Origin of the sequence: Alcanivorax profundi (assembly GCF_003597125.1) — a bacterium.
GTDB classification, from domain to species: Bacteria; Pseudomonadota; Gammaproteobacteria; order Pseudomonadales; family Alcanivoracaceae; genus Alcanivorax; species Alcanivorax profundi.
This window is the reverse complement of sequence record NZ_QYYA01000001.1, coordinates 236146-263143: the sequence shown is the minus strand read 5'-3', so window position 1 is coordinate 263143 and position 26998 is coordinate 236146. Positions and strand designations below refer to the sequence as shown.

At 58.0% G+C, this 26998-nt stretch carries 28 protein-coding genes and 1 tRNA gene; 10 read left to right on the top strand and 19 right to left on the bottom strand.

Features of this window, described 5'->3' with window-relative positions; translation table 11 throughout:
- Position 1: 1 nt before the first annotated feature.
- Entirely contained in the window at positions 2 to 802 is an 801-nt protein-coding gene (locus tag D4A39_RS01210; protein WP_031226576.1) for an alpha/beta fold hydrolase, read from the bottom strand.
- Between the two features lie 119 nt (positions 803 to 921).
- Between D4A39_RS01210 and D4A39_RS01205 the strand changes: the two genes are divergently transcribed.
- Positions 922 to 1887: a GlxA family transcriptional regulator gene (locus D4A39_RS01205; protein WP_022985652.1), complete on the top strand. Its 966-nt coding sequence runs from the start codon at positions 922 to 924 to the stop codon at positions 1885 to 1887.
- Here D4A39_RS01205 and D4A39_RS01200 read toward each other — a convergent pair.
- Complete coding sequence (locus D4A39_RS01200; RefSeq protein ID WP_022985651.1) at positions 1871 to 2299, bottom strand: group III truncated hemoglobin; 429 nt, start codon at positions 2297 to 2299, stop codon at positions 1871 to 1873. The two genes, D4A39_RS01205 and D4A39_RS01200, sit on opposite strands and share 17 nt — an antisense overlap.
- 11 nt (positions 2300 to 2310) lie before the next feature.
- A complete protein-coding gene (locus D4A39_RS01195) occupies positions 2311 to 2628 on the bottom strand; it encodes an Mpo1-like protein (protein WP_022985650.1) in 318 nt (105 codons plus the stop codon).
- 258 nt (positions 2629 to 2886) lie between these two features.
- Between D4A39_RS01195 and D4A39_RS01190 the strand changes: the two genes are divergently transcribed.
- Complete coding sequence (locus D4A39_RS01190) at positions 2887 to 4113, top strand: EstA family serine hydrolase (RefSeq protein ID WP_022985649.1); 1227 nt, start codon at positions 2887 to 2889, stop codon at positions 4111 to 4113.
- A gap of 178 nt (positions 4114 to 4291) precedes the next feature.
- Here D4A39_RS01190 and D4A39_RS01185 read toward each other — a convergent pair whose 3' ends face one another.
- From D4A39_RS01185 to xerD, 6 genes are all read right to left on the bottom strand, one after another.
- Positions 4292 to 4501 carry a DUF3565 domain-containing protein gene (locus D4A39_RS01185; RefSeq protein ID WP_031226574.1) on the bottom strand — a complete coding sequence of 70 codons (210 nt, stop codon included), beginning with the start codon at positions 4499 to 4501 and terminating at the stop codon, positions 4292 to 4294.
- Between the two features lie 149 nt (positions 4502 to 4650).
- Positions 4651 to 5733: a threonine synthase gene (gene thrC, locus D4A39_RS01180; protein ID WP_022985647.1), complete on the bottom strand. Its 1083-nt coding sequence runs from the start codon at positions 5731 to 5733 to the stop codon at positions 4651 to 4653.
- Positions 5734 to 5791: 58 nt separating this feature from the next.
- Complete coding sequence (locus D4A39_RS01175; RefSeq protein WP_022985646.1) at positions 5792 to 7093, bottom strand: homoserine dehydrogenase; 1302 nt, start codon at positions 7091 to 7093, stop codon at positions 5792 to 5794.
- 66 nt (positions 7094 to 7159) lie between these two features.
- The gene (gene alaC / locus D4A39_RS01170) at positions 7160 to 8350 is read right to left on the bottom strand and encodes an alanine transaminase (RefSeq protein ID WP_022985645.1); all 1191 of its coding nucleotides are present in this window, start codon (positions 8348 to 8350) and stop codon (positions 7160 to 7162) included.
- Between the two features lie 109 nt (positions 8351 to 8459).
- The gene (locus D4A39_RS01165) at positions 8460 to 9230 is read right to left on the bottom strand and encodes a DsbC family protein (protein WP_022985644.1); all 771 of its coding nucleotides are present in this window, start codon (positions 9228 to 9230) and stop codon (positions 8460 to 8462) included.
- A 46-nt stretch (positions 9231 to 9276) separates the two neighbouring features.
- Entirely contained in the window at positions 9277 to 10185 is a 909-nt protein-coding gene (gene xerD / locus D4A39_RS01160) for a site-specific tyrosine recombinase XerD (protein ID WP_119917358.1), read from the bottom strand.
- Between the two features lie 135 nt (positions 10186 to 10320).
- Here xerD and D4A39_RS01155 point away from each other — a divergent pair, with 135 nt between their 5' ends.
- Complete coding sequence (locus D4A39_RS01155; protein ID WP_022985642.1) at positions 10321 to 10575, top strand: GlsB/YeaQ/YmgE family stress response membrane protein; 255 nt, start codon at positions 10321 to 10323, stop codon at positions 10573 to 10575.
- Between the two features lie 531 nt (positions 10576 to 11106).
- Here D4A39_RS01155 and rplS read toward each other — a convergent pair.
- The 5 genes from rplS to ffh form a co-directional block, all read right to left on the bottom strand.
- On the bottom strand, positions 11107 to 11463 hold the full coding sequence (gene rplS / locus D4A39_RS01145) for a 50S ribosomal protein L19 (protein WP_022985640.1): 357 nt from the start codon (positions 11461 to 11463) through the stop codon (positions 11107 to 11109).
- A 10-nt stretch (positions 11464 to 11473) separates the two neighbouring features.
- Positions 11474 to 12271 (bottom strand): tRNA (guanosine(37)-N1)-methyltransferase TrmD, encoded by a 798-nt coding sequence (trmD, locus tag D4A39_RS01140; RefSeq protein ID WP_022985639.1) that lies wholly within the window; start codon positions 12269 to 12271, stop codon positions 11474 to 11476.
- 1 nt (position 12272) lies between these two features.
- Positions 12273 to 12827, bottom strand: a complete 555-nt coding sequence (gene rimM, locus D4A39_RS01135) for a ribosome maturation factor RimM (protein ID WP_022985638.1) — start codon at positions 12825 to 12827, stop codon at positions 12273 to 12275.
- The gene (gene rpsP, locus D4A39_RS01130) at positions 12827 to 13075 is read right to left on the bottom strand and encodes a 30S ribosomal protein S16 (RefSeq protein WP_022985637.1); all 249 of its coding nucleotides are present in this window, start codon (positions 13073 to 13075) and stop codon (positions 12827 to 12829) included. The genes rimM and rpsP overlap by 1 nt, the downstream gene beginning before the upstream one ends.
- A 305-nt stretch (positions 13076 to 13380) precedes the next feature.
- Positions 13381 to 14817, bottom strand: coding sequence for a signal recognition particle protein (gene ffh / locus D4A39_RS01125; protein WP_119917356.1), 1437 nt, complete (start codon positions 14815 to 14817; stop codon positions 13381 to 13383).
- Positions 14818 to 15036: 219 nt separating this feature from the next.
- On the opposite strand from ffh, the gene D4A39_RS01120 reads away from it, so the two are divergent.
- From D4A39_RS01120 to D4A39_RS01110, 3 genes are all read left to right on the top strand, one after another.
- Entirely contained in the window at positions 15037 to 15837 is an 801-nt protein-coding gene (locus tag D4A39_RS01120; RefSeq protein WP_022985635.1) for a cytochrome C assembly family protein, read from the top strand.
- A gap of 216 nt (positions 15838 to 16053) precedes the next feature.
- On the top strand, positions 16054 to 17310 hold the full coding sequence (locus tag D4A39_RS01115; RefSeq protein WP_022985634.1) for an HlyC/CorC family transporter: 1257 nt from the start codon (positions 16054 to 16056) through the stop codon (positions 17308 to 17310).
- Positions 17311 to 17466: 156 nt separating this feature from the next.
- Positions 17467 to 19119, top strand: coding sequence for a beta-helix domain-containing protein (locus tag D4A39_RS01110; protein ID WP_022985633.1), 1653 nt, complete (start codon positions 17467 to 17469; stop codon positions 19117 to 19119).
- 100 nt (positions 19120 to 19219) lie between these two features.
- Here the strand turns inward: D4A39_RS01110 and D4A39_RS01105 are convergent, their stop codons facing one another.
- Positions 19220 to 20764 (bottom strand): adenylate/guanylate cyclase domain-containing protein, encoded by a 1545-nt coding sequence (locus D4A39_RS01105; protein WP_031226571.1) that lies wholly within the window; start codon positions 20762 to 20764, stop codon positions 19220 to 19222.
- A gap of 157 nt (positions 20765 to 20921) precedes the next feature.
- On the opposite strand from D4A39_RS01105, the gene D4A39_RS01100 reads away from it, so the two are divergent.
- The 3 genes from D4A39_RS01100 to D4A39_RS01090 all read left to right on the top strand — a co-directional run bounded on the left by D4A39_RS01100 (position 20922) and on the right by D4A39_RS01090 (position 22142).
- The gene (locus D4A39_RS01100) at positions 20922 to 21479 is read left to right on the top strand and encodes a nitroreductase family protein (protein ID WP_022985631.1); all 558 of its coding nucleotides are present in this window, start codon (positions 20922 to 20924) and stop codon (positions 21477 to 21479) included.
- Positions 21476 to 21913, top strand: coding sequence for a YiiD C-terminal domain-containing protein (locus tag D4A39_RS01095; protein ID WP_022985630.1), 438 nt, complete (start codon positions 21476 to 21478; stop codon positions 21911 to 21913). Before D4A39_RS01100 ends, D4A39_RS01095 begins: the two co-directional genes overlap by 4 nt.
- A 141-nt stretch (positions 21914 to 22054) precedes the next feature.
- Positions 22055 to 22142, top strand: a tRNA-Ser gene (locus D4A39_RS01090).
- A 97-nt stretch (positions 22143 to 22239) separates the two neighbouring features.
- On the opposite strand, the gene D4A39_RS01085 is transcribed toward D4A39_RS01090, so the two are convergent.
- The 4 genes from D4A39_RS01085 to D4A39_RS01070 all read right to left on the bottom strand — a co-directional run bounded on the left by D4A39_RS01085 (position 22240) and on the right by D4A39_RS01070 (position 26035).
- Complete coding sequence (locus D4A39_RS01085; RefSeq protein ID WP_031226569.1) at positions 22240 to 22518, bottom strand: hypothetical protein; 279 nt, start codon at positions 22516 to 22518, stop codon at positions 22240 to 22242.
- A gap of 94 nt (positions 22519 to 22612) precedes the next feature.
- On the bottom strand, positions 22613 to 23626 hold the full coding sequence (locus tag D4A39_RS01080) for an AraC family transcriptional regulator (RefSeq protein WP_022985628.1): 1014 nt from the start codon (positions 23624 to 23626) through the stop codon (positions 22613 to 22615).
- 123 nt (positions 23627 to 23749) lie between these two features.
- Positions 23750 to 24892: a fatty acid desaturase family protein gene (locus D4A39_RS01075; RefSeq protein ID WP_022985627.1), complete on the bottom strand. Its 1143-nt coding sequence runs from the start codon at positions 24890 to 24892 to the stop codon at positions 23750 to 23752.
- A gap of 18 nt (positions 24893 to 24910) precedes the next feature.
- Positions 24911 to 26035: a ferredoxin reductase gene (locus tag D4A39_RS01070; RefSeq protein WP_022985626.1), complete on the bottom strand. Its 1125-nt coding sequence runs from the start codon at positions 26033 to 26035 to the stop codon at positions 24911 to 24913.
- Positions 26036 to 26219: 184 nt separating this feature from the next.
- Here D4A39_RS01070 and D4A39_RS01065 point away from each other — a divergent pair, with 184 nt between their 5' ends.
- Positions 26220 to 26855, top strand: a complete 636-nt coding sequence (locus D4A39_RS01065) for a TetR family transcriptional regulator (protein ID WP_022985625.1) — start codon at positions 26220 to 26222, stop codon at positions 26853 to 26855.
- Positions 26856 to 26998: the final 143 nt, after the last annotated feature.

Below are 26998 nucleotides of genomic sequence, written 5' to 3'. Positions count from 1 at the left end.
CTCAGGCTTTCTCTTGCAGAAAGCCTCTCACGGCCTCTACGACCAACGAGCTATTTTCACGGTGCGGGAAATGCCCTCCGCCTGGCAAAATCCTCAGCTCCCCCTTAACCAGCGCCTGATCATTTAACCGCAGGGGGTGAGCCACCGATCCATATTCATCGGCATCGCCATGAAGACACAGCCAGGGTCGCTGCATGGACGACAATAGCTGATCCAGATTCCAGTCACTGAACGACTCACCCAGCCAGGTATCAATCCAGGCAGCCAACACCGAATCCGTTTTGTCACCATGATACCGTGATAACTTCTCCCTCTGTACGGGGTCTGAAAAAGCGACCTTCGCCGCCTCGATCCCGCACCGGGTCTGCTTTTCCACAAAGCCCTGGGCTGCCAGGGTAATCACGGCAACACAACGCACCCCAAGAGCCACGGCACTCGCCAGCGCCATTCCGCCCCCCACACTGTGCCCCAGTAAAGCGACCCGATTCAGATCAAGCGCATCACACAGCGCCACCACCACAGTAGCTTCGTCTTCCACGAACGACACCGGGAGTGGGTCCGTCCGGTTGGGAGAGCGGCCAAAACCCGGGCGATCATAGGCAATGACCGTGCGCCCAGTGGCGACCTTGAGCTGCTCGGGGAAATCCCGCCACAACGCCACACACCCAAGCGAATCATGCAGCAACAGCAACGGAGCCTTGCGCGGGTCACCAGGCCAGATTTTGGTATAGACCACCCCCAGCCCGGGCAACGGTAATAGCCTCTCGCCCCCTTTCTGCAAAAACCCTGTTGGCTCTGTCATGTCTGTCCCCGGCTTCGCCATTACTGTGACCCCTGTATTGTCCCCAGCCCCCTCTTCCTGTTCCATTCCCGCACAGGCAAAATGATAGTCCATTCAGGCCATCATGCGTTCCCCTGTCTATGAAAAACATCGGTATTGTCGTCACCCCTGGCTGCTGGGCCATGAGCCTGTTCGCGGTGACCGACTTCTTCCGTATTGTCTCTTTGCTGGAAAAGCAGACAGGGCTGGCAGCGGCTTACCGGGTTCACCTGCTGGCGAACGCAGCGGACACCCGGCTCGATGCAGCTGGAGGGATTGGCATTGAGACAGACTCCCCTCTGGAAGAGTCGCGTCCAGTAGACTGGCTGATTTTCCCGGCCATTGAAGGTCCGGTACTGGAGCATACCCCCAGCCCGACGCGGCGCGGGTTGGCATATCTGGCCCGGCACTGTGAAGCAAAGCGCGTTGTGCTTACCCTGTCCACCGGCATTGTCCCACTGGCAGCCACGGGACTCGTCAACGGCTTGTGTATCAACACCCACTGGGCGTTTCTCCCCACGCTTCAGCAGCGCTACACGGAATGCCACTTTCGGGCCAGAGAGAGCTACCTTCAGGATCGCTGGTTATACAGCACCGGTTCGTTGCACGGCAGTTTCGATGCCCTGTTGGCACTGCTGGCCAATGACCGTGGAGACCACTTTGCCCAGCTCTGCGCCGCGCACCTGCTGGTCTCAAGCCCAATCCAGATGCGCCCGGTTCTGCCCGGCACCCGGCGCCACGATGATGCGGCCATCCTTGCCGTGCAGGAGTGGCTTGAAAGCAACCCGCAGGCGTCAATGTCACTGGAGCAGCTCGCCTCCCGGTTCGGGTTCAGCGAGCGGAACCTGAAGCGACGCTTTACCCTTGCTACCGGACTTGCGCCTCACCTGTACCTGCAGAAAGTCAGAATAGATCGTGCCAAGAAGCTGTTGATCAGTGGGGCACTGTCTGTGCAGCAGATTGCCCACCAGGTGGGATACGAGAATGTCAGCTATTTTATTCGGTTGTTCCAGCGCGAAGCGGGCGACACTCCTGCCCGGTGGCGCAAGACTAACGGCGCATACTGAGCTGGCGGTAAAGATTATCCATTACCCGGGCCGCAAGGCGTTTGGCCCGGTCGGTGTTGGGCCCGGCAAAACGTCCCTCAAGATTGGCCATAAAATGGCCGAGCCAGCGCTCGTGATGCACACCGGTGAGCGGGATCTTGTCATCCAGCGCCCGATGCTTTTCCATCATGTGCCGCTGGTAGGTTCTGTCCCCCAGCAGCATCTTGTGCCAGTACTGGCAGATCAGCGGTAAATGTGCGTTGAGATCGATCCCGGCTACGTCAAAAAATACCGGTGCCATCTCCGGGTCTTCCAGCATACGCTGATAGAAGCCGTAGACCATGGCATCGATATTGTTTTTGCAATCCAGATCCGGCAACGACGCATCGTCTGGCTGCGCCTGACCCGGCACAAAGATCTCCACCGCCGTCATCAGTTTTCCTCTTACCAGCTGATCCGGCCGACAAGAATATCCTTGAACATCACAAAGTCACCGGCAAGGCTGTACCAGGGATGCTTGAAGGTCGCCGGGCGATTTTTCTCAAAAAAGAAATGTCCTACCCAGGCAAAGCCATAGCCCACGATGGGTACCCAGATCAGGCCCCACAGGTTGCCGGTGTAAATGACCCCCAACACAATCGAGATCACCCCGAGGGTGCCGAAAAAGTGCAAACGACGACAAGTGGGATCGCCATGCTCCTGCAGGTAATAGGGGTAGAACTCTGCAAAGCTCTGGAAATCTGACTGTTTGATGGTATTCATCGCTCTCTCCTGAATCCGACCTGACACCATTATGTTATACCGGGATCATCCAAGGCAGCAGGCACAAAAACTTGTAATCTCAGGCTGATTGTACCTCCGTTGACCTGGTCAGATGAGGACAGGATTCGGGTGAAATTGCGCCACCCGTCAAAGGCCCTGCTGCCAATGCAAGGTACTGAAAAACACGGAAAATAATTTGTATACACAGTGTTCTCGTCCCGCGCCAACCTGAGCTCGGGCTTAACAGGTTAAAACAATATGGCTCTACGTCCCCGCGTCCGCCGGCTCATCAGCAAGCACGGCAACCCGATCCCCCGCAGTCTGGATTCCCTGGTCCGCCACGGTGAAGAGGCGCCGCTGGAAAAAACCGGCATGGCCTCGGAGCAGGTGGAATCCATCTGGCGCGCAACCCGAAAACTGTATCGCGGCGGCATGAGCCCGGCCATCAGCCTGTGCCTGCGCCGTCACGGAGAGATCATGCTCAACCGCAGTATCGGGTTTGCAAATCCCGATACCCAGCGTGTCATGACACCAGACACACCGGTCTGCCTGTTCTCGGCCTCCAAGGTGGTGGCCGCAATGATGATTCATCATCTGGTGGAGCAAGGACAGCTGGACCTGGATGATCCCGTGACCCGCTACCTGCCGCAGTACGGCCAGAATGGCAAGGGCCGCACCACCCTCCGCCAACTGCTAACTCACCAGGCAGGTATCCCCCGCCCCCAAGAGCCGGTATCTCCGGAGATTCTTTTCCGGCCAGAAGAAATTTTTGACCTGCTGTGTGCGGCCAAGCCAACCACCCTGAATGCTCAGGCCTACCATGCGGTGACCGCGGGCTTTATTGTCGGTCGCATCGTTGAGGCTGTAACCGGTGAAGATCTGAATGCCACGCTGGACCGGGTGGTGCGCAAGCCCATGGGCATGAAGTATTTCACCTTTGGCGGCACGGGTCCGGAACGGGCGCTGGATGTGTCCACCGGCGTGCCATTCAAGCTGGTCGATCTGTTCCTCAATCACGCGGTGGGGGGAAGCATTGATGAGGTCGTGGAAGTCTCAAACGATGATCGTTTCCAGGACATCATTGTCCCTGCGGGCAACCTCTATGCTACAGCGGAAGAAGCAAGTCGCTTCTTTCAGATGCTGCTTAACGAGGGACGCTACGATGGCCAACAGATTTTTCAGCCAGAGACCGTGGCGCGTGCGCTGGAACCGGCCTATCACCGGCCTCGCTTCGATCGCAGCCTGATGTTGCCGCTGAACTTTTCCAACGGGTTCATGCTCGGCAACCGGGGAATGGGTATGTTTGGCCCCGGCGCGCCAAAAGCGTTTGGGCATCTGGGCTTTATCAGTATTTATTGCTGGGCCGACCCGCAACGGGATCTGAGCGGTGCATTGCTGACCACCGGAAAAGGCGTGATTGGTCCACACTTGCCGTCCCTGTTTGGTCTGCAGCACACTATCAACCGGCACACACGGCTGCGTTGAAGGCCTGCTCCCACATTAAACACGGCGCAAAAGCTCGTCCGGCAACCTCGGCTGTCGTTAGGTTTTCGGCTGTGGGAGATTCTATGGTGACCCGCAACAGCTAACAGGGCTCTGCCGGGCACCATAGAATTTTCCGTAGACACCGGAGATGGCCGCCGACGCCTGGCAGATGACACCGCTATCGCGGTAGCGGCATGCACCGCTGGCACTGGGTACAAGTGACCACCATGCCCAGATGCTGATGACGGCCTGCCTCGCTGGTCACCCAGGGGCGATTGATGAACGGGGGCTGATGGCGCACATGCTGGCGATGGCCGCAGGACAGCAGCATCACCCAGTCGAGTCGTTCATCCTGGCTAAACCCGGTCACCGTCACCTGAAAGCTCATGGTCTGGCCCTCCATGGTCCGCATAGCCCCTATCTAATCCTCAACGCCTTCGCCCTTCAAGCGACTCGCTGGCAAGCCCAACGGCAACGGCCATAAAAAAACGGAGCGCCAGGCGCTCCGTTTCTCGTCTTCCCGATACCCGGCAGGGATCAGGACATATTGGACAGGATCGCGCCTTTCACCGCGTCCAGGTCCGCATCAATGGTCACCATGCGGCTGTCCTGACACTGCGCAATGGCGGTATCGGGGTCTTTCAGGCCGTTACCAGTGAGGGTGCACACGATGGTGGACCCCTCCGGGATCTTGCCGCTCTGGATATCGCGCATAGCACCGCCCAGAGACGCAGCAGAAGCAGGCTCACAGAACACGCCTTCTTTCTCGGCCAGCAGCTTCTGGGCTGCCAGAATTTCCTGGTCGGTCAATTCATCGAACCAGCCGCCAGACTCCTCCTGCAGGGCCCAGGCCTTGTCCCAGGACTGCGGGTTACCGATACGGATCGCTGTAGCGACCGTTTCCGGATCACTGACCGGGCCGCCGCGCAGGAACGGTGCGGCGCCTTCTGCCTGGTAGCCCACCATCTTGGGCGCCGCATTCACTACGCCAGCTTTCTTGTATTCGCTGTAGCCCATCCAGTGCGCGGTGATGTTGCCCGCATTGCCCACTGGCAAGCAGTGGAAATCCGGGGCACGGCCCAGCTCTTCCACGATTTCAAAGGCAGCAGACTTCTGGCCCTGCAGGCGGTAGGGGTTCACCGAGTTAACGATGGTCACCGGTGCTTTTTCGGCTACCTGCTTCACCAACTCCATACCCTGGTCGAAGTTGCCACGGATCTGCATGATCACCGCACCGTACATCATCGCCTGAGCCAGCTTGCCCATGGCAATCTTGCCTTCCGGGATCAGTACAAAGGCGGTGATGCCGGCCCGAGCCGCGTAGGCCGCAGCGGCCGCAGAGGTATTCCCGGTGGAGGCACAGATAATGGCATTACTGCCCTCTTCCACGGCCTTGGTAACGGCCATGGTCATACCGCGGTCCTTGAACGACCCCGTGGGATTCAGGCCTTCGTATTTGACGTAGATGTCCACATCCTTGCCCAACATCTTGGGGATGTTCTTCAGGCGGATCAGCGGGGTGTTACCTTCACCCAGGCTGATGATCGGCGTGTCATCATTCACCGGCAGGTGGTCACGGTAGCGGTTGATCAGGCCGGTGTAACGGTCACGAAAAGGCATAGTCTTCATCTCTTTTTAAAGCATCGGACGTCTGGCGTCTGCCGCCAGACGACAAAAATCAGGCGTCCAGGGATTCCACGCGGATGCGCATTATATCGCTATCCACGGTCTCAAGGGCAGCGATCTTGTCGAGCGCGGCATTCATGTCACCCTCGCGGACCTCGTGGGTCATCATCACGATAGGCACCAGCCCCTGATCCACTTCGCGCTGCACCATGGCATCAATACTGACGTTGTTGTCGCTGAGGATTCGGGTGATGTCCGCCAGCACCCCACGCTGATCCTGCACATGCAAACGCAGGTAGAAACAGCAGGTCACGTCATCAATGGTCAGAATCGGCTCGTCAGACATATGATCGGTATGGAAACCGAGGTAAGGCACCCGCTCATCGTGGTCCACGGTCAGCGCACGGCCCAGCTCAATAATATCGGCCACCACCGCAGAGGCAGTCGGCTCGGCGCCAGCACCGGCACCATAGAAGAGGGTCGGGCCAACCGCATCGCCATTGACCATCACCGCATTCATGACACCGTTGACGGCAGACAGCATCGCTTCCTTGGGAATCAGGGTCGGGTGCACTCGCAGCTCAATCCCGTTGCCCGTGTCCTTGGCGATGCCAAGGTGCTTGATGCGATAACCGAAATGGGCCGCGCTGGCCACGTCTTCCGTAGTGATTCGGCTGATTCCCTCGGTGTAGACCTTGGAAAACTGCAGCGGGATACCAAAAGCGATGGACGCGAGGATGGTCAGCTTGTGCGCAGCGTCGATGCCTTCCACGTCGAAAGTCGGGTCCGCTTCGGCATAACCCAGCTGTTGGGCTTCGGCCAGCACGTCGTTGAAATCACGACCGCCCTCTTCCATTTCCGTCAGGATAAAGTTGCCGGTTCCGTTGATAATCCCGGACAGCCAGTGGATATGGTTGGCCGCAAGACCTTCACCCAGGGATTTCAGAATCGGGATACCACCGGCCACAGAGGCCTCGAACGCCACATCGACGCCATTATCCTGGGCAGCCTGGAAGATCTCGTTGCCATGCTCAGCGATCAGCGCCTTGTTGGCGGTCACAATGTGCTTGCCGTTGCGAATGGCCGTGAGGACAAGCTCACGAGCGGTGTCGGTGCCGCCAATCAGCTCAACAAGAATGTCGATATCAGGGTCGCTGGCCACGGCAAAAATGTCACGGGACAGGCGAATGCCGTCAGTCTCGCAGGCCGGGTTGTCACGGCGAGCACCAATGTGCGTAATTTCAATCGGACGCCCCACACGACGGGCGATATCACGCGCATTGCGCTTGAGCACGTTTACGGTGCCTGAGCCAACGGTACCCAGACCTGCAATTCCCACCTTCACCGGCTTCACAGCGTTTCCTCGTTCAGATACATCATTCATTATTCAGTCAGCGGCAGGCCTCACCTGCCCGCCATCTCAGCCCAGCAGCCCATCCTGACGGAACATCTTCTTGATGCCGCGAATAGCCTGCCGGGTGCGTTGTTCGTTCTCGATCAGACCAAAACGGACATGATCATCCCCGTATTCCCCAAAACCCACGCCGGGAGACACCGCAACGCCGGCATCCGTCAGCAGTTTTTTGGCAAACTCCAGTGAGCCCATTTCCCGGTAGGGCTCAGGGATTTCGGCCCATACGAACATGGTGGCACGGGGTCGCTCCACCTGCCAGCCGATCTCGGCCAGCCCGTCTACCAGCACATCACGGCGCTGACGGTACATTTCGCAGATCTCACTGACACAGCTCTGATCTCCCTCCAGCGCCGCAATGGCGGCCACCTGAATCGGAGTAAAGGTGCCGTAGTCGAGATAGGACTTGATCCGGGCCAGCGCGTGAATCAGGTCCTTGTTGCCACAACAGAACCCCACCCGCCAGCCGGGCATATTGTAACTCTTTGACAGAGAGAAGAATTCTACCGCCACATCCCGTGCACCTTCGACCTGCAGGATGGACGGGGCCTGATAGCCATCAAACACGATGTCTGCATAGGCAATATCGTGCACCACCCAGATATTGTGCTCACGGGCAATGGCCACCACTTTTTCGAAGAACTCCAGCTCCACACACTGCCCGGTGGGATTCCCCGGGAAATTCAACACCAGCATTTTCGGCTTGGGCCAGGATTCCTTGATCGCGCGTTCCAGCTCGGCGAAGAAATCCACCCCTTTCACCAGGGGTACATGGCGAATGTCCGCATTGGAAATCACGAAACCGTAGGGGTGAATCGGATAGCTGGGGTTCGGCACCAGTACCGTATCACCCGGGCCCATGGTCGCCAGCGCCAGGTGGGCTAGGCCCTCCTTCGAGCCGATGGTGACAATGGCCTCGGATTCCGGGTCCAGCGCAACACTGTAGCGGCGCTGATACCAATCGGTGATGGCCTTGCGTAGCCGCGGAATCCCCCGCGACTGGGAATAACGGTGGGTATCGCCCCGCTGCACGGTTTCCGCCAGCTTGTCGACGATATGCTTCGGGGTGGGCTGGTCCGGGTTGCCCATGCCGAAATCAATAATATCCTCGCCCCGCGCTCGCGCCGCCTTCTTCATCTCGCCAACAATATTGAAGACGTAGGGAGGCAGTCGTCGAATGCGCTGAAAATCCGTATCCACAGGACACCTTGGGGGCAGGGAAAACAAGGCGGACACATTAACGGCGCATCACTGCGCCGTCAATGTATAGCCACCGGTGAATCCAGCGCAAAGCGCCGGATTGCGGGCGTCAGGAGCCCGCCGCCTCAAGCCGGGAAAGCAGATCTTGCGGGGCAAGGTAGCCACCCAGTTGCTGGCCGTCCGTGGTGTAAATGGCCGGCGTGCCGCGCACCCCGAATTCGATACCCAGCTCGTACTGCTCCATCACCACTGCGGCGCAGTCTTCCTTGAGCTCAGACTCGCTCAGAGTCTCCGAGAGTTTGGCATCTGTGAGCGCTTTGCGGGGATCATCCGCACACCAGATATGGCGCATCGGGTCAGTGGCCGGGGACGATTCACCGCCACGGGGGAACGCCAGATAATGCACAGTTACTCCCGCCTGTTGAAACTCCTCAATATGACGGTGCAACTTACGGCAGTAGCCACAGGTAATATCGGTGAAAACGTACACCTCGTGCTTCTCGTCTTCGGCCTGGTAGGTAATCAGGTCCTCTGCATCCAGCGTCTTGATGCCTTCCGTACGCACCTTGGCAAGGCGCTCTTCCACGGGATCAATGACATCGCCATCGCGAAGTTCCAGCATCTTGCCATTAAACAGGAACCGGCCATCATCACTCATGTACAAGGTGTCGGAACCGTTAATAGTCAGCTCCAGCACACCAGCCATTTCTGTTTCGCGAACCTCGGTAACCTTGCCACGGGTAAAGACTTTCTCAAATGCCGCCTTGGCTACCTCTGCCCCCGTTTCACCTGCACCGGTCGCCGCACTCTCAGTTGCTCCGGAGTCCGCACCACAGGCCGTCACCAGTCCCATCAGGGCAAATACAAACCACTTCTTCATTCTGTCGTTTCTCCTTCCGCTCCCTGATTGGAGCCGTTAACCCCACTCAGGTTCCCGAGCGAGGGTGATGTTTCTGGTATAGATCCTGTAATCGCTGCTGTGCCACATGGGTGTAGATCTGAGTGGTCGACAGGTCACTATGGCCAAGCAATAACTGCACCACCCGCAAGTCCGCCCCGTGATTCAGCAGGTGCGTTGCAAAAGCATGCCGCAGTGTATGAGGTGACAGGGCTTTTTGCACCCCTGCCACTTGCGCCATCTGTTTGATACGGTGCCAGAATGTCTGTCGAGTCATGCAGGTGCCCCGCAGGCTGGGAAACAGCAGTTCCTGGTCATTGCCCAGCAATATGGGGCGTCCCTCGCGCAGGTAGCGAACAAGCCAATGCAGTGCTTCTTCACCCAGTGGCACCAGCCGCTCCTTGTCACCCTTACCGATCACTCTCACCAGTCCCTGCCTTGGATTGATCTGGCTTTGCGTCAGCGTGATCAGCTCCGTGACTCGCAACCCCGTGGCATACAGCACCTCCAGCATAGCCCGGTCACGCAACCCCAGCGGGGTATCCAGATCCGGTGCATCCAGCAGAGCCTCCACATCGGCCTCGGTGAGAGTTTTGGGCAGTGGCCGCCCCGTCTTCGGCCGCTCAATCAACAACGCCGGGTCTTCCGGCAGCCGCCCCTCGCGCTTTAGCCAGCGATAGAAGCTTTTCACAGCCGATAACTGCCGCGCCACGGTGCGGGCGGAAATCCCCAGCTGGTGACGGGCCGCAAGGAACTCCAGCAGCTGGTAACGCTGCGCTTCCAGCAGTGAACCGCCCCGCTGGTGCAGCCAATCCGCCAACTGCCTCACATCCCGGCGATAGTTGCTGAGGCTGTTTTCGCTTAGACCTTTTTCCAGCCACTGCTGGTCCAGCCAGGCGTCAATCAGCCGTGCCTGCGCATCGCGAGTGTCACTCATGAATTATCATTGCCTTCCCACCATGGCCGAATCCCTTTTTACCAAATATTACCGTGATTTCCGCTTATCCAAAGGACAAACGCACGGCTTTCTGGCATCAATAGAGGTACACCGTGACAACCAAGGAGAGGATACATGGGAATCTTATCGTGGATTGTGTTTGGCCTGATTGCCGGCATTGTTGCCAAATGGATCATGCCGGGCAAGGATCCCGGCGGCTTTATTGTCACCATTCTCATCGGGATTGCTGGCGCCTTTGTCGGCGGCTGGCTGGGCTCCATCACCGGACTGGGCGGCTCAGTGGGCAGCTTCAGCCTGGGCAGCTTTGTGACCGCCATTGTCGGGGCACTGGTGCTGCTATTCCTGTACCGGATGCTGAAAAAGGCGTAAGACGCGGAACTCGGGCAAGCTTCCCGGTAGGCGATCCGACCCTAACCCGGGTAACGCCTTACGCCAGGCTCGTTATCTCAAGGGTCGCCTGCCGCAAGCTTCCCACAACGACGGTCTGCCCGACCGTCGCATCGTGATGCAACCATAGCGCAGCCCCAAAAAAAGGATCATCGCAGATTAGCGGGAAAGCCCGATTTGATCCTCCCACCTATCCGTAGGAGCGTCGCTGGCGGCGCGATAGCCCAACCTTGGATCAAGCCACAAAGGGTACAGAGACTGAGAAAAGACGCTCTTAAGCTCTCCTCTGTGATAAATATTGCTTTTAACGGTTCTGGCTATCGCGCCGCCACCGAGCGCAGCGAGGAACGCCCGCAGGGCGGCCCCGAAGATGAACCAACAAAAAAGCCGCTTCCCGAAAGGAAGCGGCTTTTTCGTTGGAGCTGTGGTCTGCCCGTCCAGAGGTTGATTCCGCATGCCCTACAGCAAAGGCTGAACCAACATTCGCCCTCGGCAGACCCGGTGTTGCCGGTCTTACCGAATCTTTTCTTTGATCCGGGCAGACTTGCCAGAGCGATCGCGCAGGTAGTAAAGCTTGGCGCGGCTCACGTCACCACGACGATTCACTTCGATGGAATCGATCAGCGGGCTGTGCAGCTGGAATACACGCTCAACGCCCACACCGTGGGAGATCTTGCGCACGGTGAACGCAGAGTTCAGGCCGCGGTTACGACGGGCAATAACAACACCCTGGAACGCCTGCAGACGCTCACGGGTACCTTCTTTCACCTTTACCTGAACGGTAACGGTATCGCCGGCGCCAAATTCCGGCAGGTCGGCTTTCAGCTGGGCATTTTCAATGCCCTGGATGATCAGGTTCTTGCCGCTCATGGCAATGCTCCTATTCGTTCGGTTTTGCTGTATGCGGCACCTGCTCGGCGATGTATTCGTCCAACAGCTGCTGCTCTTCGTTGCTCAAACCCCGCGCCCGGCGGCGTTCCAGCAGGTCCGGACGCTGTTGCCAGGTCCGTCCCAGCGCCTGCTTCAGGCGCCAACGGCGAATCAACTCGTGATTGCCGCTCAGCAGTACCGACGGTACTGCCTGCCCCTCGTACACCTCCGGGCGGGTGTAGTGCGGGCAATCCAGCAGGTCTTCGAATTCACCTGAAAACGAGTCCTGTCCGGCGGAATCCTGGTGACCCAGCACTCCGGGAATCAGTCTGCTGACCGCATCGATCAGCACCAGCGCCGGCAGTTCGCCGCCGCTGAGAACGTAATCGCCGATGGAGATCTGTTCATCCACCTCGGCGTCGAGCAAACGCTCATCTACGCCCTCGTAGCGCCCTGCCAGTAATACCAGGCCGGGCTGCTGCGCCAACGCCTCGGCTTTCGCCTGGGTCAGCGTCTGCCCCTGAGGGGACAGATAAATCACTTTGGCTGCCGGGTTGGCAGCGCGGGCGGCCTGCAGGGCTTGCGCCAGCGGGTCCACCTTCATCACCATGCCGGGGCCACCCCCAAAGGGGCGATCGTCCACGGTGCGGTGACGATCTTCAGTGAAATCCCGTGGATTCACGGTTTCCACCGCCAGCTGGCCGTTTTCCACTGCCCGCCGGGTCACGCCGAAGTCGGTAATCGCCTTTGCCATCTCCGGAAACAGGGTAACCAGAGTGACCTGATACGGCACCGTATCCGTCGTCATATTAAAAATCCGGGTCCCAATCCACCGTCATGCGGCCTTCGGCCAGATTCACATCGGTGATCACGTCATCCGGTTGCCAGGGAATCAGCCGCTCGCGACGATCCAGGCTTTTGCTGTCACCGCGCACCACGACCACATCGTTGGCACCGGTTTCCAGCATTCTGACTACCTTGCCGAAATCTGCGCCTTCACTATGGAAGACCCGCAGGCCGATAAGATCGCGCCAGTAATATTCGCCACCACCAGACTGTGGCAACAGGTCACGAGGTATCCCGATATCCTGCCCCACCAGCGCTGCCGCCATGTTCCGGTCGGTTACCCCTTCCAGTTGTGCGATCAGGCCTTTGCCCTGGGGACGAAAGCCGATGACCTTCACCGGCTTCCACTCTCCACCAGATCTGGAGCCACCTTGCTTAAGGTGCCAAGGCTGGTAGTGCTGGATGTTTTCGCGGGGGTCGGTATTGGAAAAAACCTTTACCCACCCCTGCACGCCGTGCACCCCGAGGATGCGACCGACAACCTCCAGCTCAGAGGACGTCTGCCCTCCAGTGATCATCAGGCTTCCTTACGGGCCTGCTTAACCAGGGTCTTGACGCGGTCAGACAGCTGAGCACCTTTACCCACCCAGGCATCCAGGCTTTCGAGGTTCAGCTTGAGAGGGATTTCACCGCCACGGGCGATGGGGTTGTAGAAACCCAGTTGCTCGATGAAACGACCATCACGGGCGTTACGGCTATCGGCAACAACGATGCTGTAGAACGGGCGCTTCTTGGAACCGCCGCGAGCGAGACGAATAACTACCATGGTTTATCTACCTTTTTTATCAATCCGGTTTCCCGGCCGCCTGCCGAGGAGGGCATAGCGAGCCATCGTATCCGCTTGAAAGCCAGGCCCTGCCTTGCATCAGAGCGCAAAACAAAGGACAGGCCGCGAAGGGCGCGGATTATACAGGGAGATGCAGCACGCAACAAGAGTTTCGCAGCTCCCCAACGGCTCAAGAGCCACTCCAACAAAAGCCCGGCCCCAAACGCAGCGCGGGCAGAGAGGCGGAATTTCCACCTGCCCTGCCCACGACGCGTTGCAGCTTGAGGCTTGAAGCTTGTCGCTCCTTACATCGGCGGCATTCCACCGCCCATGCCGCCCGGAGGCATTCCGCCACCGGGACCACCCATGCCACCGGAACCACCCGGGCCGCCATTGCCACCCATCATGCCTTCCAGGCCACGCATCATGTTCTTCATGCCACCCTTGGTACGCATCTTCTTCATCATCTTGGCCATCATCTTTTGCTGCTTCATCAGGCGGTTCAGATCCTGGATCTCAAGACCGGCACCCGCCGCGATGCGCTTCTTGCGTGAGCCCTTGATGATGTCCGGGTTACGACGTTCTTTTACCGTCATGGAGTCGATCAACGCCTCCATATGTTTCATCTGCTTCATGGCCGCCGGGTCCTGGGCCGCCTGCATCATGCCGCCCATGCCAGGCAGCTTGTCGAGCAGGCCCGCCATACCCCCCATGTTGCGCATCTGCTGGAACTGGTCCTTGAGATCCTCGAAGTCCATCGCCTTGCCTTTCTTGAACTTCTTGGCGATCTTCTCGGCTTTCTTCTTGTCCAGCTTGCGCTCGGCTTCTTCCACCAGCGAGAGCACATCGCCCATGCCGAGGATCCGGCTGGCGATACGATCCGGGTGGAACGGCTCCAGGGCATCGGTCTTCTCACCCATGCCGATAAACTTGATGGGTTTGCCGGTGAGCTGGCGAACGGACAGGGCCGCACCACCCCGGGAATCACCGTCAGCCTTGGTCAGGATCACACCGGTCAGCGGCAGCGCCTCATTAAAGGCCTGGGCGGTATTCGCCGCATCCTGACCGGTCATGGCGTCGACCACGAACAGGGTTTCCACCGGACTGATCGCCCCGTGCAACCGCTTGATCTCGGACATCATCTCGTCGTCCACATGGAGACGACCGGCGGTATCGACGATCAGCACATCCATATAACGACGGCGAGCCTCTTCCAACGCACCGTTGGCAATATCCACCGGGTCCTGATCGCCGGTAGACGGGAAGAAGTGGGTCTCAACCTCTCCGGCCAGCGTCTTCAGCTGCTCAATAGCCGCCGGGCGGTACACGTCGGCCGACACCACCATGACCTTCTTCTTCTCACGCTCCTGCAGGAAGCGGGCAAGCTTGGCCACCGAGGTGGTTTTACCTGCCCCCTGCAAACCGGCCATCAGGATGATCGCGGGCGGCTTGGCGGCCAGGTCCAGGCCGTCGTTGGCATCGCCCATGGTGCGAACCAGCTCGTCATTGACGATCTTCACGAATGCCTGGCCAGGATTCAGGCTTTGCAGCACTTCCTGCCCCAGGGCTTTTTCCTTTACCTGTTCGACAAACTCTTTCACCACTGGCAAGGCCACATCGGCCTCCAGCAGCGCCTTGCGCACTTCGCGCAGGGTGTCGCGGATATTGTCTTCGGTCAGGGAGCCCTGACCTGCCAGGTTTTTAAGCGACGATCCCAACCGGTCGGTGAGATTCTCGAACATGGTGCTACCTCCAGATCCTTATGTCTGCGCGCAATTGGGCCTGCGGCAGGGACAAGGGCGCGATTATAGCCCTCATTTACCGCCAACGTCATGGGGCCCAACCACAAACCCACCGGTAAAATGAGAATGATTGTTGATAGAAGAGTTGCGCCTATGCCAGACTTCAGCGGGCTTGCCCGGCACTTCTCGCCCGGGCCTTTGTAGGGATTACAGCACGTTATGGATTTTTCGGTGATCAGCGGCCTGCTGGCCTTTGTTCTCTACGTCGTCGCTTGTCTGATCGTGATCCGGCAGCTGCGCGGCGAGAAAGCGCCGTCACGCCGATCCATCCTGATTCCCGGCCTGCTCGCCGTCATCGCCCATGCCATCAGCCTGTGGGAGGTGATCATTACGCCCCAGGGGCTACAGCTAGGGTTATTTCCTGTCGCTTCCACCGTCGCCATGACCGGCACTGCCCTGGTGCTGATTTCCAGCCTGTACCGCCCGTTTGAGTGGATCTCGGCCATGGTGTACCCCTTTGCCGCCCTTTCCATTCCCGCCATGCTATGGGTCAATACCGGCTACGTGGCCCAACCCCTGGCGCACGGCTTGGGCCAGCATGTGTTCTTCTCCATCGTGGCATACGCTGTTCTCAGTGTTGCCGCAGGGCAAGCGGTACTTCTCAGCATTCAGGACCGCCAGCTTCGCAGTGGCCATATCCGCGGTGTGATGCGGTTATTCCCCCCGATGCAGGTGATGGAATCCATGCTGTTCGAGGTCATCTGGCTGGGCCAGATACTGCTGACCCTCGCTATCGTCACTGGCTTCTTTTACGTAGACAATTTGTTCGCCCAACACCTGGTCCACAAGACGGTCCTGACCCTGATTGCCTGGGTAGTCTTCGCCATCCTGCTCGGGGGGCGCTACCTGCGCGGCTGGCGAGGCCGCACCGCCACACGCTTCACCCTCAGCGGCTTTGCCGTACTGCTGGTAGCCTTCTTCGGTAGTCAGCTGGTGCTCGAGTTCATTCTGAAGCGCTGATTGAATTGAACGTCCAAAGTTGAAACACGGATCACCCACTACTTGCGTTTGAAACCTTGAGCCCGCGCCCAAAGCCCGAACGCGGCCTCAAGGCATAAGGAAAAAGACAACCCCGGATCGCGAACTGTTCACTGTTAACTGTTCACTGCCTCCTTGACACCTCTCGGTCCTACCCCAAACAATATCCCCCCAACTGGCGGATAAACGACATTTCCCTTGGATACCTTCTCTGACGGGTGGCTCATTGGCGCCCTGATTTTCCTTGTGCTTGGCTCAGCCTTTTTCTCCAGCAGTGAAACCGGCATGGTGGCCATCAACCGTTATCGCCTGCGGCATCTGGCACGTCAGGGCCACAAGGCCGCCTCCCGGGTCGAAAAGCTGCTTAAACGCACCGACCGTCTGCTGTCTGTGATCCTGATCGGCAACAATTTCGTCAACAACTTCGCCGCCACCGTGGCCGCCATCCTGGCCATTCGCTGGCTGGGCGATAGCGGGGCCGCTGTGGCTCCGGTGGTCATCACCATCATCATGTTGGTATTTGCGGAGATCACCCCCAAGACCTTTGCCGCCATGCGCCCGGAGCGGGTCGCCTTTCCCGCCAGTCTCGCGTTAAAACCTTTACAGACCCTGCTGGCCCCGCTGGTGTGGATGGTCAACGGCGTCAGCAACCTGCTGCTTCGCCTCGCCGGGATTCGGGCCAACGAACATGACGACGATCATCTCAGCCCGGAAGAGCTGCGCACCGTGGTGAACGAAGCCGGCGGCCTGATCCCGGAAAACCACCAGAAGATGTTGCTGAACATTCTCGATCTGGAAACCGTCACCGTGGAAGACATCATGGTGCCGCGCAACGAGATGGTCGGTATTGATCTGGAGGATGACATGCATGACATTCTCACCACCCTGCGCGCCAGCCAGCACACCCGCCTCCCTGTGTACAACGGCGACCCTAATAACATGGTTGGCCTGCTCCACCTGCGCAAGCTCAGCCGCCTGCTCCTCAAGGAAGACATCAACAAGGCTGAGTTGATGCAGTACACCGTCGAACCCTACTACGTGCCAGAAGCGACCTCATTGCACCAACAGCTGATCAACTTCCAGAATGCCAAGCGACGCATCGGGGTAGTGGTCGATGAGTACGGTGATGTGCAGGGACTAGTCACACTGGAAGATATCCTGGAAGAAATTGTCGGTGAATTTACCACCGATCTGGCCGCCACCAGCCAGGATATTCACCCCCAGGAAGATGGCAGCTTCGTGATTGACGGCTCCACCACATTGCGTGACATCAACCGCGCCTTGCAGTGGGAGCTGCCAACCGATGGCCCCAAGACCCTCAACGGACTGATCCTCGAATACCTCCAGGACATCCCGGACGCCAATATTTCGGTAAAAATCGACCAGTACCAGATCGAGATTCTTCAGGTTAAAGACAACATGGTGAAAACCACCCGGATGCGCCTGGCGGTCTGAGCACCGCCTTCCGGTCACTGCTGCGATTGCAGATTCCCCCTGTTTTTCCTGTGTGATCGACTCGCTTCGATTCGCTATACGACTTTCACCAAACAGTCATCTTTCTTCCACATACTCCTTTCTTCCTAATCAACACCGTATCCATTTGGGGGAGTTATGGTGGACGCAGTCTCATCGCCGCGCGCCCAGTTAGTCGAACTGCTCTGGCAACTGAAACAAAACTTTGATCAAGAAGGTGATAGCAGCCTTCGTTTCGTGCACTTCAATACCCTTTTGAATGATCCCACTTACCGGGCGGAGATCATCAAGCGTGCAATCCATCACGACAACCGCAAGATTCGTGCGCTGGGCCAGAAACTGCAGGAGGCCAATCGTGACGGCGTACTACTGCACAAACGCCCAGCCGCCAGCACCCCGCTGACCAACCCGGATATTGCTGAAACCCTCGGAACACAGCCTTCCCGTGACACCAGCCAGGGCAAGAGCCATCGCGGCACTTACGCCTGGCTGGGGCTGGCTGCAGTCATGCTCGGCATCATCACCTACTTTGCCTACAAACCAATCCACCAGTTGATCGCCGGCACCCAGGTGATCAAGGGATCCCTGTTCGGCCACCAGACCTGGGCCGCCAATACCACCTGGATTCTGGACGGCATTGTCTACGTTGAAGCAGGCGGCACCCTGACCATTGAGCCCGGCACCCGCATCGAAGGTCGCCCAGGCTCTGCCCTGGTGATTACCCGCGATGCCACCCTGTTTGCCCGCGGACAGGAAAGCGCCCCCATCATTTTCACCAGCAACCAGGCTGAGGGCACACGAACTGCAGGCGACTGGGGTGGCGTCGTAATGCTGGGCAGCGCCCCCGTCAATGTCGAGGGAGCACAGATCGAAGGCATCCCTGCCGGCGATACCCGCGGCGAGTTTGGTGGCCGTGATGTGGAATCCTCCTGCGGCGTGATGGAGTACTCCCGTATCGAGTTTGCCGGATTTGAGGTATATGCCAACAACGAACTCAACGGCCTGACCCTGGGCGGCTGCGGCAGCAATACCATTATTCGCCATGTACAGGTTCATCGAGCCCTGGATGATGGTATCGAGGTCTTTGGTGGTACCGTCAACCTCAAACATATTGTCATTACCGGTGCCGGAGACGATTCACTGGACTGGGACATGGGCTGGCGGGGCAACGTGCAATTTCTGGTCGCACAGCAACATGCCAATGTGGGCGACAATGCTTTCGAAGGCGACAACCTGAAGGCAAACCCGAATGCATCGCCTCTGTCAGAACCCACCATGTACAACGTGACGCTGATCAGCCCCCGCAGCCATGAAAAATACCACCGCGCCATGACCCTGAAAGTCGGCACCGGCGGCCATTTTCATAACATCATCATCGATGGATTTTCCGGCGAAACCATCGACCTAAAAGGTGCCGAAACCGTTCGCCGCATCAGCAACGGAGAACTTACCTTCAACAGCATGATGGTGCACAAGGTAGGAAACCGGGGCCTGACCTTCTTCGATGCTGAAGCGATGGACAGTGACGACGACGATGGTTTTGATGAGCGACGCTACTTCCAGAGCAGTGCGGTCGCCGCACAGTTCGGTACAGACCCTCTGCTGACACGGGATGCCACCAGCGCCTCACACCCGGACTTCGCTCCCACCGCCCGCTCCCCCGCCCGCAATGGAGCCAGCCCGATCCCGCAAGGGGAGTTCTGGGATGAAGCCGCTAACTATCTCGGTGCCGTGCGCCCCGGAAATGTTCAGAACTGGACGGATGGCTGGACGTCTTATCCTTTGAACTAACAGAACGACGAACCCGGAAACGAAAAACCACGCCCTTTGGCGTGGTTTTTCGTATAGGGCATGCAACTACCCTCGCATGACGCCTGCCGTCATTAGAGGCTTACACCCGGACCTGGGTTTGTACCTTCTTGGCTACCCGTCCCATCATTTCGATCACTTTTTCCCGCTCTCTCTTCTTGATGGCCTCGCTGTCCACATGCAGGCTAAACCCTTCCGCCTCGTAATTGACCGACACCGGCTCAGTTTTTTTCAGATCAGTGGCGGAACGGGCCAACGTTCTGAGAATAGTGTTCTTGTCAAAGTTGCGAATACGCTCCACATCCAGGTGAATACCAAAGCCACTGGTTTGCGCAGACACGTAGCGATTCTTCGCGCCGGCATCCTTCTGTGCGCCCAGCGCTTCGAATACCGGAATCGGACGATTAAAACCCTTGACCTGAATATCGCCCATGTTGCGACAACGAATGCGGTCTTTCACCAACGCCTGTGTCGCTTCGGAAATCAGTACCCCCCCGGGACGACAGGCCGACTCCAGACGGCTGGCCAGATTCACATCCGTGCCCAGAATGGTGTAATCCATGCGCGAATCCGTCCCAAAGTTGCCCACCGTGACATAGCCGGTATTAATGCCAATCCGGATTTCCAGCTTGTGATCAATGCCTTCGCGCTTCCAACGCTGGCGCAGCAGCTTCATTTGTTCCTGCATCTCGATGGCCATCAACACACACCGATAGGCATCCTCTCTGGCTCCCGCACTCTTGGGGTCACCAAAGAACACCATCACCGCATCACCGATAAACTTGTCGATCGTCCCGCCATGCCGGAGCGCAATTCGGGTCATCTCACTAAGATAGGAGTTCAGCATGCTGGTCAGGGTCGCCAGCGGCAGTTCCTCTGAAATAGCACTGAAGCCCTTGATATCGGAAAAGAACACCGTCAGCCGTTTGCGACGGGTTTCCAACTTGGCGTCACGCTTACCGGAAAAAATCGAGCCCCAGATCTGTGGCGGCAAATACTTGGCCAGCTTGCGGGACATTTCTACAGCCTGCTGTTGCTGCCGGGTGACCAGCTCCTGAGCTTGCTTCAGGTATTTAGCCTGTAAATGCGCAAAGGTCGAGGACGCTCCCACATAGATACCCAGGCCGAGCAGCGAAATCACCGTCAGCAATACCGGGGCCTGATCCGGCGGCAAATAGGCAAAACCCAGCAGATACCCCATCAACAGGGCCCCAATACTGGTCATGAGCAGGTTGAGCAGCCAGGGTTTGAGGCCTCCACTGCTTACCGCATTGGCATGGACAATGATCAACAACACCAGTGATGGCACCAGCGCAAAATGCAGAAGCGCACACGCGACCCCAATAATCATGGCATCGGACTGCATTAGTGCCTGATGCACCGGCTTCTGGGGTTTGTCTTTTTTCATGGCCAGGAACAGGATGCCCTGGGCCACCAGCGGATAGGCCAGTAATCCCGCCACCCCCAAGAGGTGCAACTGTGGGTACAGCTCAAGCTTCAGACCCGCCACCAGCATCATTGCCGCCACCAGAAAGGCAAGCAGACGGATATAGTTGGCCTGGCGGCGTGCCCGCTCCATGGGCCCGATCAACGGACGGCGAGCTTTCTTTTTCGAGGTGGAAGACATTGTGAATCGTTTCACATGATTTTCGGGAAGCTTAGCGCTTTCCCTTCTAAGAAAAAAGGCTGGGGCGACTAACGCGATTATTTCTCCCTTTTAAGGTCGTGGCTGGGACTCATTCGCAATTCGGGATACCATGGCGCCCTTGTTAATGGAGCACTGAATGGACACCCTCACCGCCCTCACCACCCGCGTATCCTGTCCCCGCCTGGCCGAACCCGGCCCCAGCGACGAACAGCTGGACCTGTTGCTGCGCGCAGCGATCCGCGCTCCGGATCACGGGCTGCTGCGACCCTGGCGCTTTATCGTACTGGAAGGCGAACAGCGCGAGCGGCTTGGCGACATCATGGAGGCGCAGCTTCTCGAAGAGCAGCCCCAGGCCGACAGCCGCACCCGGGAAATTGCCCGCAACAAGGCATTACGCGCTCCGACCATCATCGTCGTCGTAGCGGATATCACCGAAAATCATAAAATCCCCGCCTGGGAGCAGATGCTCGCTGTGGGAGCTGCTGTTCAAAACATGATGCTGGCGGCCTATGAAATCGGCATCGGCGCCATGTGGCGCACTGGTGCCATGGCTAATTCCGACCTGGCCAAATCCATGCTTGGGTTTGCGGCCAAGGACCAGGTGATCGCCTATCTGTATCTCGGTACCCCGGCCATTGGTCTGAAGAGCCTTCCCGACGACGCCCCCGCAGACTACATCCGTCAGCTGCCATGATCGATCTGGACGCGCTGGCGGATCAGGTTCGTGACGCAATCCCGTTGACCCGGCATCTCTATTTCCGGTTCGAACAGTTTGACGGCGATCAGCTGCGGGTCAGCGCCCCACTGGCCCCGAACCATAATGACAAGGGCACCTTCTTCGCTGGCAGCCAGGCCGCCTTGCTGGCCCTGTCCGGCTGGGGGCTGACCACCTTGCTCGCTCAACAGGCCGGGCACCCTGCTGATGTGGTGGCGGTGGAGACTCAGCTCAAATATACCCTGCCGCTACATAGCGACATGCAGATCACCGTGACCACCGAGCAGCGTCCCCGGTTTGAGGAGCGCCTGACCCTGCGCGGCAAGGCCAGCCTGGCCATTCGCGCTATCGGCAAAGATCAGCAAGGCCAAACCGTCTGTGAATTTACCGGGATTTATCTGGCGCGAACCTGAAATCGCTCAAAGCCTGACCAACCGGCCCCGCAGTACTTGCCAGCACCCCCACCCTCCGGTACTCTACGCGCCCTCAAGAGTGAGCAAGGTAATGGCCATACGCCTGCTCCACTGCCGCAAGGCAGTGCCAAACTGTTTCAAGGTGAGGTGTCCGAGTGGCCGAAGGAGCACGCCTGGAAAGTGTGTATACGGAAACGTATCGAGGGTTCGAATCCCTCCCTCACCGCCAAATCAAAAAAGCCCCGCAATGCGGGGCTTTTTTGTGGTTGATTACTGCGTTTTGCAAGCCTAAAGCCGTGATGACAGCTTGCCAATAACGCTCTGATTCAGCGGCTCTTCCAGATCCGGGCAACGGCCTTGTCTTCGCCCAACAGGCCCACCACGACACACACCAACGCCGACACCCCGAAAAACACCGCCGGGATCAGCCCGCCATAGAGCCCGGAGTGAAGACTCATCGCCAACGTTGCGGCGGACAGGATCAGGAACAGGCTTCCCACCCCAAGAAGAATCTTGCGGTAAGACGCCCGGTAGTTGTACTCATCCGTACCGGATTCGAAGGGCCGCAGGATCGGCCAGAAGACTTTTCTCAAAAAGGTTTTCACTGTGGGCTCCACAACAGGCACAACAATCCAGACCATTTAAGCAAAAAAGGCGCCAACGGCGCCTTTGGTAAGCTTGCCGTCATTCGCCGGCAGGCTAACCCATGGCATCCTCTTCGGCTTTCAGCTTGCGGTACTCGATCGGGGTCATCCCAACCCAGCGCTTGAAGGCACGATAAAAGGTCGACGGTTCGGAAAAGCCGGTCAGATAAACGATTTCGTCAATGGATTCGTCCGTGCCGGCCAACAAGCGTTTGGCCAGCCGACAACGGTAATCGGCCACCAGCTGGTTGAAATTGGTACCTGCATCGGCAAGCCGGGTGCGCAACTGCCGCGCCTTGATACCCAAACGTTCGGCCACTTCTTCCAGGTTGGCGTGCCCGGATTCCAGCAGCTCCCCGATCAGGCGATTCACCTGCGCCACCAGATCCTGCTTTTCCAGCCGTGCCACCTGCTCGCTGGCCAGCTGCTCATGCAGGTGCAGCAATTCCGGCTCGTGGTGGGCAGAAGACAGGCTCATGACCGACGCATCGAAATACATGCCCACACTGGGCATGTCGAATTTCACCGGGCATTCAAACTGGCGTTCATATTCCTTCTGGTCCGCATGGGGAGAATGACCAAAATGGATCTCCAGCGGCTCGAAAGCGCCATCAGTGACAAACCGGAAGAATTTGATGATGCCCATCATCATGCATTCGTTCAGATGACTCAGGCGTTTGCTCCAGATCATCTGCTTGAGGAAGACACGCTCTCCCTCCTCAAACAATTCGCCCTGCGCGGCATCAGACAACAGTCGCTGGTAATCCAGCGCCCGCTTCAGACCCTCACCAAAGGTAGGGCTCGACAGAAACAGGTACTCCAGCACCTGCCCCTTGTAGACAGGAATATGCTGGCCCAGGTGCAAACCGATGTGTTCATCGCCAGACACTTTCTCAAGAGCCTGCCAGAACCATTCCTGGGCATCGTGGGGGGTACGCAGGTCAGGAACCTGCAAGATGGATTTGTCGAGACCGACCTCTGCCAACACGGCATCAGCATCAATACCGGCATTTACCATGGCCTTGTAGGCCATGCGCAACAGCACACCGGAATCTGTCATTTCTGCCATGCGTTTGCCTTGTCCCCAAAATGAAAAAAGCTACTCTCAGATCGACTGAGAGTAGCATAAGGATGGCAGGGCCGGAACCAGCTAACCGGCCTCTACCGGGTGCTCTTTGCTGCGACTAGCGGGTCACGCGGCCTGACGGGAAGTTGAGCCGGATTCAGACTTCAGAGGGATGACTTTTGCCATTAAACCCTTGCCCTTTCCACCGCGCTTGCCCGGCAGGGACATCTTGAAAATCCGCTTCCACACACTGACCGATTGCTTCATGAACGAGCCGGTGTTGTAGGGCAGGCCGTACTTCTCGCAGATCGCCTTTACCTCAGGAGAAATTCTTGCATAGCGATGCGCAGGAATGTCCGGGAACAGGTGGTGTTCGATCTGGAAGCTCAGGTTACCGCTCATGATGTGCATGAGACGGCCACCCTCAAAGTTGGCCGAGCCCAGCATCTGGCGCACATACCAGTGACCACGGCTTTCGTCTTCCAGTACCGACTCCGGGAACTGCTCGACCTCCTCCGGGAAGTGACCATTGAAGATCACCTGGGAAGACCACAGGTTACGCGCCAGGTTCGCCGTCACGTTTCCGGCAAACACGAACGGGAAGAACGGGCCGGCCAGCGCCGGGAACAGCAGATAGTCCTTGAACAACTGCTTGCGCATCTTCTTCCAGGTCGGCTTGAACTCTGCCTTCAACTCTTCCTTCGTCTTGGTCTTGTAGATCAGGTAGTCCTCGAGCTTGAGACTCTGTACCGCCACAAAGTGCTGGAAGAAGGTGGACAGAATCACCGCCAGGATCGGGTTCAGGACAAAGCGCGGCTCCCACTCCTGATCGTCTGACATACGCAGAATGCCGTAACCAATGTCGTGATCCTTGTCGAGCACGTTGGTGAAGGTATGGTGCTCAAAGTTGTGGGTGTGCTTCCACGCGGTATTGGTACAGGTGTTGTCCCAGTCAAAGTTCCGCGAGTTGATATTCTTGTCACCCATCCAGTCGTATTGGCCATGCATGACGTTGTGGCCAATTTCCATGTTATCCAGGATCTTGGAAGCCGACAGACAGGCTACCCCGGCAAGCCATGCCGGCGGCAGGAAACCCGCCATCAGCAGGCCGCGGCCGGCCACTTCCAGCTGACGCTGGCGCTTGATCAGGGTACGGATGTATTTCTCGTCCTTCTCGCCCAGGTCCGCGATTTCACGGTTACGGATGGCATCCAGTTCCTGGCCGATGGCGTCAAATTGTTCCGGGGTCAGAGTGTGGTAAATGCTCATGATGCTGACTCCTTTCCTTTAAATGTCCAGGGTCACCGTGCCCACTGGCACGCTGACGCAAAGTTGAATGTCTTCTTCATCGCCGCTGCTGATCTCACCGGTGCGCAGATCGCGTACCTTGCCAGCGGTTTTCTTGCAGGTGCAGCTGTAACAGATCCCCATCCGGCAGCCGGATTCCGGGGTCAGGCCTGCCGCCTCGGCCTGCTCAAGCAGGTTGCTGCCGTTATTGGCGACCAGGGTTTCACTGCGGGCAAAACGCACTTCGCCCCCCGCTTCATCACTGGTGTCCAGCTGTGGCGTTGCCAGGGTGAACTGCTCCTTGTGCAACCGGTCGCTCAGGCCTTCCTCTTCCCAGACCTTTTCCACTGCCGCCATCATCGGCGGCGGACCACACAAAAAAGTGGTTGCCTGTGCAAAATCCGGAACAGAGCTGCACAAGTGTTCACTACAGAACAACCCCGACAACTCGCCACCCGATTCGCCCTCGCCAAAAGCACGCAGCAGGGTCACGTTGTTGTGACGGGTGGCAATATCCGCCAGCTCGTCTGCATAGATCATGTCTTCGGCACGATTGGCGTAGTGCAAAAACGTGATCTCGCCGTCATAGCCCTCATCACACAAGGTGCGCAACATGGACATCACCGGCGTAATACCACTGCCGCCACTGATCAGCAGCACCCGCTCGGGGCGCTGCTCCGGCAGGGCAAACTCACCCCCAGCCGGGCTCAGGGTGACGACCTCGCCTTCCTGCAGCTGCTCGCGCAGGTAACGTGAAACGAAGCCGTTGGCATGGGCCTTGGCGGTCAGCTCAATGCGGCCATCGGTGCGATGCAGGGAGTTGGCCGGAGAGTAACAACGGGTGTGGCGCTTGCCGTCAATGCTGACCGTCAGCTGCACGAACTGGCCCGGAATAAAGCCCTGCCAGTTGGTATTGGGCTGCAAGGTCACGGTCACGCTGTCGGCCGTCAGGTGTTCAATCTTCTCCACCCGTGCACGGACTTCCGTGGTGGACCAAAGTGGGTTGAGCACTTCCAGGTAGCGATCAACGCCGTGGGGGTAGCTGAGCACCCCGGCAACACGGGACTGCAACAGGCGCTGAAGGCCTTGCTGAAAACGTCGCGGAGTCTGTGTAGTTGCGTTCATGGGAAAAACCCTTAAAGTGAACAGATGTACGCATTATTCTCAGCACAGCGATTAAAGTCAACACTTGTTCACTAAAAAAATAAAGGCTTTCATTTTCATGTGCTTACAAAGCTTTTTGTGGAATTAGTTGCATCACCGTCCCACAACGAGGAGAATTTACAGCGTATTTTTGGAGGCCAATCCGATGTCCAAGGAAAGCAGCAGCAGATCCCGCAAGCCTAAACGGGGCCAGACCCGTGAGGCCTTGATGGAGGCTGCCCTGGATCTGGTGGTCAAAAAGGCGCCCTTTTCCAGCCTGAGCCTGCGTGAAGTGACCAAACGCGCCGGCGTGGTTCCCACCGCCTTCTATCGCCATTTCACCGACATGAGCGCCCTGGGGCTGACCCTGCTGGACGAGTCCTTCCGCACCCTGCGGCAGATGATGCGTCAGGTCCGACAGGAAAATCAGCCCAACGAAAACATGCTGCGCGGCTCCATGGAGACCTACTTCAATTATGTGCGCGAGAACCGCGCCCATTTTCTGTTCGTCGCCAAGGAGCTGTTTGGTGGTACCCCCACCATGCGCAATGCTATCCGCCGTGAAATCCGCATGTTCACCAACGAGTTGGCCATGGACATGGCTCGCTTTCCCTTCCTTAACCACCTCAGCGCTGAAGACCTGCAAATGATGGCCGGCCTGGTAGTGAACAACGTCACTGCACTGACTCAGGAAATGCTGGAACTGGAAGAAAGCGATACCTTCGGCCAGCAGGAAGTGCTTGGCACCGCCGAAAAACAATTGCGGTTGATCTTCCTTGGCGTGGGCCAGTGGAAATCCTGACCCCTGCCCGATGACTGCTTGAGTCGCCAGCGCCGTCGTCTGCGCGGCCAATAGCGGCTTGCCCTTGCTGCTCTATACTTTCCCGGAGAATCAGCCAGCTACCAAAGCCACGGCTTACAACAGGTAAAGGGAAAGGATCGAGT